Origin of the sequence: Flavobacterium psychraerolatum, from assembly GCF_025960985.1 — a bacterium.
Lineage (GTDB): Bacteria > Bacteroidota > Bacteroidia > Flavobacteriales > Flavobacteriaceae > Flavobacterium.
Window position 1 is genome coordinate 1 of sequence record NZ_JAOQMX010000067.1, and the last position, 13,690, is coordinate 13,690.

Annotated in this window: 5 protein-coding genes; 4 read left to right on the forward strand and 1 reads right to left on the reverse strand. The window is 37.6% G+C overall.

The annotated features are described in order from the left end of the window. Positions 1–1,241: 1,241 nt before the first annotated feature. The 4 genes from M2326_RS16815 (at position 1,242) to M2326_RS16830 (ending at position 13,135) form a co-directional block, all read left to right on the forward strand. Positions 1,242–1,472, forward strand: a complete 231-nt coding sequence (locus M2326_RS16815) for a hypothetical protein (RefSeq protein ID WP_264620709.1) — start codon at positions 1,242–1,244, stop codon at positions 1,470–1,472. Between the two features lie 2 nt (positions 1,473–1,474). After that, on the forward strand, positions 1,475–8,125 hold the full coding sequence (locus tag M2326_RS16820; RefSeq protein WP_264620710.1) for a polyketide synthase: 6,651 nt from the start codon (positions 1,475–1,477) through the stop codon (positions 8,123–8,125). A 69-nt stretch (positions 8,126–8,194) separates the two neighbouring features. After that, positions 8,195–12,166, forward strand: a complete 3,972-nt coding sequence (locus tag M2326_RS16825) for a non-ribosomal peptide synthetase (RefSeq protein WP_264620711.1) — start codon at positions 8,195–8,197, stop codon at positions 12,164–12,166. Positions 12,167–12,361: 195 nt separating this feature from the next. Next, entirely contained in the window at positions 12,362–13,135 is a 774-nt protein-coding gene (locus tag M2326_RS16830) for a 4'-phosphopantetheinyl transferase family protein (RefSeq protein WP_264620712.1), read from the forward strand. A 68-nt stretch (positions 13,136–13,203) separates the two neighbouring features. Here M2326_RS16830 and M2326_RS16835 read toward each other — a convergent pair whose 3' ends face one another. After that, positions 13,204–13,437 (reverse strand): helix-turn-helix domain-containing protein, encoded by a 234-nt coding sequence (locus M2326_RS16835; RefSeq protein WP_264620713.1) that lies wholly within the window; start codon positions 13,435–13,437, stop codon positions 13,204–13,206. Positions 13,438–13,690 lie beyond the last annotated feature (253 nt).

The window sequence follows — 13,690 nt, forward strand, 5'->3', positions numbered from 1 at the left end:
AGACCTACAAAAAAATCCAATAAAAAATTTAAATACTTCTACTCTCAATTCGAGCGCAGTCGAGAAACAACTTATACATCTCGACTACGCTCGATAAGACTAAAATCATATTTGTTTATAGTACATCGATATTTTATGTAGCGAAGACATCAAAGTAAAACATAACCATAAGACCTAAGCACTCAACTTGTCCGTCGGAGCTTGTCGAAGACTTTTATATATTAAAGACAACAAAATAAAAAAATACTGCAAAACTTGAGCACTCAACTTGTCCGTCTGAGCTTGTCGAAGACCTACAAACAAAACCAATAAAAAATTTAAATACTCTTACTCTCAATTCGAGCGTAGTCGAGAAACAACTTATACATCTCGACTACGCTCGATGAGACAAAATTCATATTAGTTTATAGTAGTACATAGGTATTTAATGTAGCGAAGACATCTAAGTAAAACTTAACCATAAGACTTGATCACTCAACTTGTCCGTCTGAGCTTATCAAAGACTTTTACATAATAATGACAGCCAAATGAAAACCTAATTGCAAAACTTGAGCACTTAACTTGTCCGTCTGAGCTTGTCGAAGACTTTTACATAATAATGACAACCAAATGAAAATCTAATTGCAAAACTTGATCATTCAACTTGTCAGTCTGAGCTTGTCGAAGACCTAAAAACAAATCCAATAAAAAATTTAAATATTTCTACTCTCAATTCGAGCGCAGTTGATAAACAACTTATACATCTCGACTACGCTCGATGAGACAAAATCATATTTGTTTATTGTACATCGATATTTTATGTAGCGAAGACATCAAAGTAAGACTTAAGCACTCAACTTGTCCGTCTGAGCTTGTCGAAGACTTTTATATGTTAAAGACAACAAAATAGACTACAAAAAAAACTCAATATTAAAATTGAGACTAAATACGAAATCGATAATGCTTCTGCCTCATAATTATGCCATTCATCGACAATATATAGTCTTATACGGAAATTATAATTGATACCTAATAGTTTTTCTTTAATTTGCGGTAGTATTTGCCTATTTTTATAAAAAACAAGACAAATATGAAATAAATACCATAATCTTTTGGATCAGAGCACCGCTTTTCTAGTTTTTTTTTACGGTAACTCTTTTGAGCTTTGTTTATTACTTATTAGCCAAAAAGTGTTAATATCAAACACAAATTTTTGTTGTAATTTATTTCAGATTAAAAAAAAACGAATCAACAGTACCACTATGAAGCAAACATTACTCTATCATTACAAAGGCCGCTTTTCTGTAAAGGATTGGACTGTTCTGGATTTATTTCAGAAACAAGTAGCCGAACATCCATCGAATGTTGCTGTAGTTTTTGAAGATAAAACACTTACCTATTTGGAATTGGATGTATTGTTCAATCAACTAGTGAATTATACTTTTGCTTATAATTCTGTTAACGGAGACAGCTCAATAACTAGTATCAATTAATTATGGATAAAGCAAATTATACCATAGCCGGACCTACCGTAACTTATCCAGAAAGTACTTTACATGAACTTTTTGCTAAAAGAGCTGCGTTTGCTCCACATGCCATAGCACTTGAGTATCACAATGAAAAAGTTACTTATGCTGCTTTGCATGAAACAGCCAATAAAATGGCCAACTACCTTTGGACGCAGGGATTGCGACCAGGGCAAATTGTTGCTATTTCATTGGATCGCTCACCTGAATTAATTGCTGCTCTTTTTGGAATTTTGCAATGTGGTGCTTCTTACGTGCCTATTGATAGCAGTTACCCTGAAGCAAGAATTCAAATGATTATTGAAGATGCTACTGCTTCTTTTTATGTTGGTGCAAACACATTTGTAAAAGCTACGCCTAGACTTGTAGCAATTACAATTGATGAAATTTCGAAAGCAATACGAAATGGATCAACTGCACCATTAAATACAAATGTTTCCACAGCTGCTCCAGCTTATATTATTTATACTTCTGGTTCTACGGGGAAACCAAAGGGAGTTGTAGTAGCACATAATAATGTTATAAATCTAGTTTATTCTATGGCGTCTGTTCCAGGAATAGATTCCAATGATAAAATATTTGCCATTACTACCATTTCTTTTGATGCAATGGTAATGGAAATTTATTTACCGCTGCTTTTTGGTGCTTGCGTAGTACTTGTTGACGAAGAAACAAGAAGGGACGGCCAACTTTTATTAAAGAAAGCAGCAGAAGACAAAATAACTTTAATGTGGGGAACTCCAAGTATTTGGCAAATCCTGTTGGATTCGGGCTGGGAAAACCCTTTACCTATAAAAGCTTTGATTGGTGGTGAACCTGTTCCATTAGCTTTAGCAAATGAATTAATTACAAAATGTAGTTCGTTATGGAATATTTATGGCCCTACCGAAACTACCGTTTGTTGTTTATCGACTCAAATTACAAAAGAAGACGATCCAATTACTGTGGGGAAACCCGTTGCTAATACTCAGATATATTTATTAGATGATGAAAGAAACAGGGTCGAAAGCGGAGAGATTGGAGAGATAGCCATAGCTGGTCATGGGGTATCATTGGGGTATTTAAACAGACCAGAATTAACCAATGATCGCTTTATTACGAATCATTTTCAATCTGATGCCACTGCTAAGATGTATCTTTCTGGAGATTTAGGAAAAATTTTGCCAAATGGCGAAATTCAATGTCTTGGCAGAATCGACCAGCAAGTAAAGGTTCGTGGTTACCGTATTGAATTGGGTGAAATTGAAGCGGTGCTTAATGAGCTGATCGAAATAAAAAGAGCTACTGTTGTCGTTACTTCTGCTATTGGTGGAGTAGAAAATTTGGTAGCCTATTTACAGTCGACTGATGCTAATCAAGATACAGGAGCTATTCGTGCTCAATTATCAGCTTTGCTTCCGGATTATATGATACCTACCTATTTCATGTGGGTCACAGCATTTCCTATAACCACTAATGGTAAAATTGATAAAAGTAATTTACCGCTTCCTGAATATGTTCGACCAACATCGGCACCTCTCTTTAGAAAAGCAATTACCAAAACAGAGCAAGCCATTGTTAAAGTTTGGTCTGAAGTGTTACAGATTCCTAGTATTGGAATGGATGATAACTTCTTTGAGATGGGCGGAACCTCTCTATTAACCCAGCGAACCGCGAGTTTTCTTAGAAAAAAACATGCTTTCACTATTTCTGTTACCAACATCTACCAATATCCAACGGTAGGTAGTTTGAGCTCGTTTTTGGAACCAACAATAAAGAAAGAAGCAAAATTTGATTTTTCGAAAACTAAAAAAAATATCCGAACCGATGCTGTTGCCATCATTGGCATGGCGGGTCGCTTTCCTGGTGCCAAAACCATTCCTCAACTTTGGGAGGTCTTGAAAAACGGAAAAGAAACGATCACTTTTTTCAAACGCGAAGAATTGGATGCGGCTGTGCCTGATAGCCTGCGCAACGATCCTTTGTATGTAGCGGCGCGCGGAATCATTCCGTCAGCGAATCGTTTTGATGCGTCCTTTTTTGGTATTAATCCAAAATTGGCCGAAGTGATGGATCCACAGTTTCGTTTATTTTTAGAAATTGCATGGGAAGCACTAGAACAAACGGGTTATTTACCAGCGCATTACAAAGGTAAAACCGGCGTTTATGCAGGTGTGGGAACCAATACCTATTATAAGAAAAACATACTTCCGAATGCTGCCATTTTAGACCAAATTGGTTACTTGCAAGCAGAGACGGTTAACGAAAAAGATTATATTGCCTCTAGAACCGCTTATCAATTGGACTTGAAAGGGCCTGCCGTGAGTATTCAATCGGCTTGCTCTACTTCGCTCCTAGCCATTGCGCAGGCGGTAGAAGCGATTCGAAACGGCCATTGTGATCTTGCCCTCGCAGGAGGCTCCAATATCACAGCACCCATCAATAGTGGTCATTTGTACCAAGAAGGTTCGATGTTGAGTAATGATGGGCACTGCCGATCGTTTGATGCTGCCGCAAAAGGAACCGTTTTTAGCGATGGTGCTGGTGTAGTACTTTTAAAAAGTCTAGAAGCCGCTCAAAAAGATGGTGATACAATTTATGGTATTATTAAAGGAGTTGGAATCAATAATGATGGTGGAAACAAAGGGAGTTTTACAGCTCCTAGCACCGAAGGGCAAGCCGATGCTATTGCGCAAGCGATGCAGGATGCCAACATTGCACCCGAAACCATTAGCTATGTAGAAACGCATGGTACCGCTACTCCATTGGGGGATCCTATTGAAATTGAAGGTTTAAAAATGGCTTTTGGCCCTGTGCCCGAAAAGGAATCTTGTGCTATTGGTTCTATCAAAAGTAATATGGGGCACCTTACTGCTGCGGCAGGGGTTGCTGGATTGATCAAAACCGTTTTGGCGATGTACCATCAACAGCTGCCTCCGTCTTTGGGGTTTGAAAATCCGAATCCAATTATTGATTTTAAAAACAGTCCGTTTTTTGTTACTACCCAATTGAGAGATTGGAAATCAACTACCGATTTGCCTTTACGTGCAGGAGTAAGTTCGTTTGGTGTGGGCGGAACCAATGTCCATTTGGTAGTCGAAGAATATCCGCAACAAAGTAAAATATCCGGCCCTAGTCGTCCAGAGCAATTGCTGTTATGGTCAGCCAAAACAGCGTTTAGCGCACAAGGCTTTCAAATGGAATTGGGGCAATTCTTAACTACGGAAACTGAAATTTCATTAGCAGATGTTGCCTACTCTTTACAAAAGACCCGTCAGCGTTTTGCGCACCGCTCTTTTTTGGTGGGGAACACAAATGTTGAATCGGCAAACCAATTGCTTTCGATACAAAAAACTAGTATTAAATCGGCTGAGCTAAAATCGGTACCGTCCGAATTGGTTTTTCTATTCCCTGGCCAAGGATCACAATACCCTCAAATGGGAACGGCCTTGTACCAGCATGAAAAAGTGTACCAAGAGACGATTGATCATTGTGCAGAACTTTTGAAAAAAGACCTTCTTATTGATATCCGAACGGTTTTATATCCAGAACACCCCAGTCCGGAAGCAGAAGCGCAGTTGAAAGACACGCGTTTTACCCAACCGGCTTTATTTGTTACCGAATATGCGTTGGCACAACTCTGGAAAAGTTGGGGAATACATCCCACCGCCATTTGTGGTCATAGTATTGGGGAATTTGTAGGTGGTGTGCTGGCTGGAATTTTCAGTTTGGAAGATGCTTTACATTTGATTGCCTTACGAGGTCAAATGGTGAGTGAACTGCCAACTGGAACTATGCTTTCTGTTCGAATGAGCGAAGAGGAACTACTCGCCATTTTACCCAACACACTCTCACTTGCAGCAGTAAACTCGCCTATATTGTGTGTGGTAGCAGGTGAAGAAAATGAGATTTTATCTTTTTCGAAAATAGTACAACAGGCAGAAATTGCCAACAAACAGCTATTTACGAGTCACGCTTTTCATTCACACATGATGGATGCTGCTGTGGGGCCATTTGAAACTGCTGTTCGAAAAATAAAATTAGGAACGCCTACCCTTCCTATTACCTCATCGGTAACGGGAACATGGCTTACAAATGAACAAGCAACCGATCCAACCTATTGGTCCAACCATATGCGCGAAGCCGTACGCTATAGTCCCGCGGCAAAAACGTTACTAACGTTGGATGATCCAACATTTTTAGAAGTAGGTCCTGGGCAAACATTAACGGCTTTAACCAAGCAACAAGGAGCGGGAAATTTGATCGCTGCTTATACAAGTCTACCCTTGCCAAAAGAAAACGGGAACGATTACCAATCGATTTTGACCACCATGGGCGAATTATGGTTGAGAGGATTTGAACCCGATTGGGAGGCTTTCTATCAAGAGCAACAACGACAGCTTATTGCGTTGCCTAGTTATGTTTTTGATCGAAAACCTTGTTGGATTGATCCTCCCAAAGCGGCACCAATAGCAGCATTGGCAACACAAAATGAACAACTATCTATCGAAGCTCCACTAGTTACTGAGCCGACAAATGACCTATTACCTATGAGAAAAATTACTATTTTAAATCAAATTGCAGCTGTTATCAATCAAACTAGTGGTGTAGAATATCCGGAAGATGCTACTAGCTATTCGTTTCTTGAATTGGGGTTGGATTCCTTGACCCTAACCCAATTGGCTATTCGATTAAAAAAAGAATTCAAACTCCCCATTACGTTTCGTCAACTTAATGAAGGACTAAGTTCACCCGATTTGTTAGCCGACTTTTTGGATGCGCAACTTCCTCCTGAACCTGTAGCGATGGCTCCAGCAGCTGCTCCTATAGCGCAAGTTACTCCTATGGCTGCGCCAGCTGCTAGCTATACTCACCCTATTAGTTCTGAACAAAACAATACAGCGTTGGGATTGATTGCACAACAAATTCAGCTACTAGGCAAGCAAATAGAATTGCTTCAAGGCGCACCGATTCAATTACCAACCACTAATCATCAAGAGGCAGCACAACAAATGCCTCAGCTGATACTTGCACAAAATACAAACGCAGATAGTAGAACAGCCAACGAAATTGTTGAGCATTCAAAACCTTTTGGTGCATCGCCAAAAATTGAAAAATTAGCAACCGAATTAGCGCCCTCGCAAGCTGCCTTTTTGGCCCAACTTGTAGCAAGCTACACTAAAAAAACAGCCGCTAGTAAAACCTATGCACAAAAGAATCGAAGTATCATGGCCGATCCAAGGGTGGTTACTGGCTTCAAACCCCTAACCAAAGAGATGGTTTATCCTCTTGTTATTGAAAAATCAAGTGGTAACCAATTGTGGGATCTTGATGGCAATCAATATTTAGATGCATTGAATGGTTTTGGATCTTGTTTTTTTGGTCATCAACCTGATTTTATAAAAGAAGCGCTTCACCAACAAATTGAAAGTGGTTTTGAAGTAGGACCTCAACATCCCCTTGCCGCAGAAGTGTGCGAACTTTTACTTTCGTTCACCAACCAAGATCGTGCAGCCTTATGTAACACAGGATCAGAGGCGGTATTGGGTGCGATGCGCATTGCGCGTACCTATACAGGACGCTCTTTGATTGTAGCTTTTACAGGTTCCTACCATGGAATCAATGATGAAGCATTGGTACGTGGTTCGAAAAAAGGAACGAGCTTTCCGGCTGCAGCAGGAATTATGTCGGAATCTGTTCAAAACATGCTCCTACTGGATTATGGAACAGATGAAAGTTTGCGCATTATCGCAGAAAGAGCCGATGAAATAGCCGCTGTACTGGTAGAACCGGTACAGAGTAGACGACCAGAATTTCAACCGATTGCATTTTTGAAACAATTGCGTGCGATGACAGAACAAAATGACATTGCCCTTGTATTTGATGAAGTGATCACAGGCTTTAGATCGAATCTCGGCGGTGCACAAGCGTTGTTTGGCATCGAAGCCGATATTGCAACCTATGGTAAAGTAATTGGCGGTGGAATATCTATCGGAGCTATTTTGGGAAAACGAAAATACCTAGATACCTTGGACGGTGGTCAATGGAGTTTTGGAGATGATTCGATTCCGGAAATTGGGGTAACTTATTTTGCAGGAACGTTTGTACGCCATCCGTTGGCACTTGCAAGTTGTAAAGCCTCCCTACTTCACTTGAAAAAACAAGGTCCTGCTTTGCAAAATCGATTGAACGCCATGACCGATCGATTGGCTGCGGAACTAAATGCTTATTTTAGTTCGAATGGTTTGCCGATGGTAATCAATCACTTCAGCTCGCTATGGCGCATGAAATTTAATGATGACGTTCAATACACTGATCTCCTTTTTACGGTATTGCGAGAAAAAGGAATTCATATCATGGATGGTTTTCCGTGCTTTTTGACTGAACCGTATACCGATCAGGATATCGATTTTATAATTAGCACAATAAAAAAATCAGTAGAGATTATGTTGGATTCGGGTTTCTTTGCGAATAATCATAAAATCGAAACTATTAGAACTGAGGAGAACCTGAATAAAAATAGTCGTATCAATCAACCACCCGTACAAGGTGCGAAATTGGGCCGTGACGCAGAAGGCAATCCTGCTTGGTTCGTTCTTGATGGTACCAAAAATGGTGAATACATTAAAATTAATTTATAGTAAGCAGCAATTACAATACTGGTTAAATACCCCCAACCTACTATCTTAAATAGTACATAGCCCCCAAATATGATAGATACAATTACTAAATTTGATCCGTTTGCAGGTCCTGAAATAGAGCGAGTTCTTTACACTACAAAGGCACAGTCTGAAATTTGGAGTGCGTGCTATTTTGGTGGCCAAGATGCAGCAAGGGCTTATAATGAATCTATCACAATTGAATTGCAGGGTTCGTTGGATTTGCCAGCGATGGAGTTAGCTATACAAAATTTGATTAAACGTCATGAAGCATTAAGAGCTAGTTTTAGTACAGACGGCGTATACATGACCATTTACAGCTACGCCCCGATTGAAATTAGTACAAATGATTTATCAAATTTAAGTGAAGAAGAGAAAAGACAAGCTGTAGAAGATTATACCTCATCTGATGCTCACTTTATTTTTGATCTTGTTAACGGGCCATTAATTAAAATAGGAATAGTAAAACTATCAGGTACAAAACATAATTTGGTAATCACAGCACATCATATCATATGTGATGGTTGGTCTATTGGAATTATGCTGCAAGATTTGGGGCTACTGTACTCTGCTTACAGTGAACATATAACGCCGAACTTACCAGATGCAATTCCGTTTAGTACCTATGCCGATGAAGAATTGCTGTTTGAAGTGAGTAATGAAAACAAAGAAACCGAAGCATTTTGGCATGCTGTTTACAAAGATACAATTCCAGTAGTTGACCTTCCTACAGATCATCCTAGACCTTCACTGAGAACCTACAAGAGCAAGCGCTTAGATTTTGCTTTGGACCCGTCGTTATTACTAAAACTGCAGCAAACAGCTCGTTCCAATGGCGCTAGCTTTGTCACTACCCTACTAGCTAGTTTTGAGATCTTTATGTACCAATTAACAAACCAAGAGGATTTAGTTATAGGCTTACCATCTGCCGGACAGCCCGTTGTTGGTATGAACCATTTAATGGGACATTGTGTAAACTTATTACCCTTACGATCTAAAATAAACGCTAATATTTCTTTTACCGATTATTTAAAGGGTCGAAAATCGGAACTCCTTGATGCTTATGATCATTCTCAACTAACCTTCGGTCATTTATTACAAAAATTAAATGTTGCACGTGATCCTTCGCAAATTCCATTAGTGCCGGTCGTTTTCAATATAGACATGGGAATGACCAGAGGTGTCCATTTTTCTAATCTAACTTATAATTTAATTAGTAATCCAAGAGCGTATGAAGCTTTTGAGTTGTTTGTCAATGCGAGTGGCGATGATAAAAACTTGATAGTTGAATGGTCTTACAATGCGTCACTTTTCGAGTCAGAAACCATAGAAAAAATGATGCTTTCGTTTGAGAAAATCATACGGAAAATAGTTGAAAATCCTACAGAAACAATTGGTGAAATTATTTTTCAAGATTTTTCGACAGCATATCTAGCTTTAAACAACACGGCCAGCAACTATCCTGATATAACACTTTTTGATTTAATTAAAGTTCAAGCAAACCAAACGCCAACTAACGTTGCAATAGCATTTTCTAATATAAACATTACCTATGCTCGACTGAACAAAGAAATTAATCAAATGTCTCATTATTTTAGGGAGCTAGGAGTCGCACATGGTAATTTTGTTGCGGTGTCAATGCCTCGATCTCCTGATTTGATTATAACTTTACTTGCTATTACACAATGTGGAGCAGCTTATATTCCGCTTGATCACGAATATCCTTTGGCTAGACTTCAGTTTATGATGGAGGATTCCCAAGCTAAGTTTTTAGTGACTACTTCTGATTTAGCTACTAAGTTACCACAACTAGCTGTAACCATCTTAATTGAAGATGCTTTAACTGTTTTACCTAATTACCCTGATACTGCGCTTAATAATCAGGTTATTCCAAATGATATTGCCTATGTTTTATATACCTCTGGATCTACAGGAAAACCAAAAGGAGTTTGTGTAACACATAAAAATCTAGTCAATTTTCTGTTCAGCATGTCTAAAAAGCCTGGTATAACTGAAAATGACAGACTACTTTCGATCACAACTATCTCTTTTGATATTGCAGGATTGGAATTGTATTTGCCGCTGATAAACGGAGCTACTTTGGTACTAGCAGATCATAATCAAGCTAGAGATGGTCGCCTTTTATTACCACTGTTAGAAGACAAAAATATAACGATTTTACAAGCAACTCCTACCACTTGGCAAATGCTAATGGAGGCTGGCTGGGAAAAACCATTACCCATAAAAGCATTATGTGGTGGAGAACCATTAAGTAATGAACTAGCCCGAAAACTAGTTCAAAAGTGTGACAGTGTGTGGAATGTCTACGGACCAACAGAAACCACAATTTGGTCTAGCTTAAAACAAATAAAAAATGCAGATGAGGATATCACTATTGGTACACCTGTAGCGAATACGCAAATTTATATTATCGATGAACGAGGTCAACTTGCAGCTCCTGGTAAAATTGGAGAAATTGCTATTGCTGGTGATGGTGTTGCACAAGGATATTGGAACCGACCTGAATTAACTGCTGAAAAATTTGTAGTTAATCCATTTTCAAACAACACAGGTAGTTTGCTATACCTCACTGGGGATTTAGGTAAAATGCTTCCAAATAATGAGATAATCTGTTTGGGGCGTAATGACCAACAAGTTAAAATTAGAGGTCACAGAATTGACCCTGGTGAAATTGAACAAGCATTACTTGCATTGGAAGGCATCAAATATGTTGTTGTTTTAGCAAACGAAAACTTTTTGAATGCGCATATTGTACCAGATACATCCCTTGCGATTGCGAAGGAGAAAATACCCTCATGGCATAAGCAACTTTCTTCTCAATTACCCTCTCATTTAGTACCTCATGCTTTTATCTTACTTACTGAATTTCCGACTACACTTAATGGTAAGATCGATCGTACGGCATTACTACAATTCAAGGAGGAACAAAACAGTTCAAAGCAATTCACTGCACCAACAAGTACGATGGAGATACTTGTTGCTGATGTTTGGAAAGAATGCTTACAGTTGGACCAAATTGACATTCACAGTAACTTTTTTGAAATAGGAGGACATTCACTTGTCGCTGTGAAAGTAATGAGTAAACTCGAAAAAACAACAAAAGAACGATTACCACTATCTGCATTATTTGAGTATTCAACCATAGAAAAATTAGCTCTTTTACTAACAAAAGATAAAAGTGCAATAAGTTGGGACTCTCTTGTACCCATTAAGCCAAATGGAACTAAAACTCCCCTGTATATTGTACATGGGGCAGGATTAAACGTTTTAATTTTTAATGCATTAGCAAAAAATCTAGACAATGATCAGCCTGTTTTTGCTTTACAAGCAAAAGGATTGAACGGAATTGATGAACCTTATGATACTATTGAAGAAATCGCTGCGTATTACATTGATTGCATCATGAAAAATAATCCCAATGGCCCTTATGCACTTGCTGGTTACTCATTTGGAGGTATAATAGCCTATGAAATGGCACATCAATTTAGTTTAAAAGGGAAAAAAATTACAATGGTAGGATTATTAGATACCAATGTAAATCCACAATATTATTACAGCGACCCATTTGAAAAAAAAATGGCTAAATTAATAAATAAATTTAAAAATCATGTTTGGGTATTAGGAACGATGTTAACGAATTGGGAACAAATGAAAGAGCGGTTCGACACAAAATTAAATGAATTCAAAAACATAAAGAATAAAATTTTTTCACAATCAAATGAAAGTCAAAATAATCAACAAAAACTAGATGATGCAAACGCTATAGCTAGTAATAAATACCACTTAGTTCCTAGAGCTTATAAACTTGATTTATTTCGTGTTAATGCTAAATATATTTATCGACATAATAGACGTACTCTAGGCTGGAAAAGAGTTGCTTTAAAGGGTGTAGAAGTACATGATATCCCAGGAAGTCATTTTGAATTGTTTGCACCACCACACGATAAAATATCAGCACGTATCATTCAAGATGTACTTGATCTAAGAAATGCATCATTATAATTCTAATTTTTGATTGTTAATTTAAATTATCGAATTAGAAGTCTTATTTTGAAAATTAGTTTAAACTTTAAATTGTAACAATAGAAAATTCAAGATTCAAAGATGATTACAATTCATCAATCACCTTAGCATCTTTGCGCTTCCAAACAACAAGACAATAGTCCAAATAACTAGATGGCTAACTAGACCAAAAGCATGGGGAAAGTAAAAATTAACATATCGACAATTCCCTTGCTAGAAGATTATTTATCTCTGCCATTACAATCCATTTTAGAGCAAGAGGACCTATTTATATTTACAATTTTTTTACCTGATTTTTTCGAATTAAAAGAGCAGTTGAAAAACTACCTCACAGTGGAGGAACAGAACAAAGCCTACCGCTTTTACAAAATTGTAGACCAAAATCGATTTATAATTTACCGATCGATTTTAAAAATAATTTTAGCCTATTTTACTCAGAAAGAAATTCATAATCTAAGGTTTGACACAAAAGCAAATAAGAAGCCTTATCTAATAGATGCACCTTTGCTTCATTTCAATATTTCACACGCAGAAGACTATGCAGTTATTGCAATAGCACAAACTGAAGTAGGCGTTGACATTGAATATATTGATAAAAATTTTGACTTTGAGCCCTTAATTCCTGAAATTATTAATACAGCCGAAGGAAGACTACTGGAAAAAAGTGCAAACAAAAAGCGAGATTTTTATACTTCTTGGACACGAAAAGAAGCATTGGTAAAAGCAACAGGGCAAGGTATTGATGATTGCTTCCAATCTATTCCTACACTTGATGGTCAGCATGAAGGAGTTCTAAAAGTAGATCAAACTAACAACAATTGGACAATTAAAGGTTTTGAAGTAGAGGCACAATATATGGGGGCTATTGCCTACAAATACCTTCCAACGGAGGCTAAAAACATTAGATTTCACAAGTTCTTACCCGACTTAGAACATTACTTTAAATAAGTATTTACAACCACCTAAAATCAAAAGTTAATAAATGCTCTTGAATAGTAGTACCACCTTAAAGCGCCTTATTTTACTTCTTTAAAAAACATAGAAATATCAAACTTCAGAATGAATTCTGGCGAAACACCCAAAACTTTTGCAATTTCAATCAGTTTGGATACCGTTAAATCAACGTCACCCCTTTCGATCTTACCATAGCCGCTCATGCTCATGTTTAAATCTGCCGCCACATGTTCTCGAGTTAGATTTTTTAATTCTCTTATTTTCCTTATGTTTATGTATACTTTCGTTTGACTCATAAAAATAATTTTATTGCTTTTACTTCTTATGCTGTAATGCCTTCCAATTTTCAATACCCATGAAAAAAGATTTTCCGATGTTCAAATGTACTAAAAATACCTGATTAAGGAGAAAATACCCTTAAAATACTTTATTATTTTGAAATCAAAAACAATAAAGGTTCTTCGCCTAAATTAGTGGAAATTAAAAAAACCATGTAATTTTGGGGGATGGAATTAGATGGATTAGGAATTTTGTTAGGAGTTAAATCTC

Coding starts and splice junctions, on each gene's coding strand:
- M2326_RS16835 (WP_264620713.1), bottom strand. CDS start 13,437: ATGAGTCAAACGAAAGTATACATAAACATAAGGAAAATAAGAGAATTA.
- M2326_RS16815 (WP_264620709.1), top strand. CDS start 1,242: ATGAAGCAAACATTACTCTATCATTACAAAGGCCGCTTTTCTGTAAAG.
- M2326_RS16830 (WP_264620712.1), top strand. CDS start 12,362: ATGGGGAAAGTAAAAATTAACATATCGACAATTCCCTTGCTAGAAGAT.
- M2326_RS16820 (WP_264620710.1), top strand. CDS start 1,475: ATGGATAAAGCAAATTATACCATAGCCGGACCTACCGTAACTTATCCA.
- M2326_RS16825 (WP_264620711.1), top strand. CDS start 8,195: ATGATAGATACAATTACTAAATTTGATCCGTTTGCAGGTCCTGAAATA.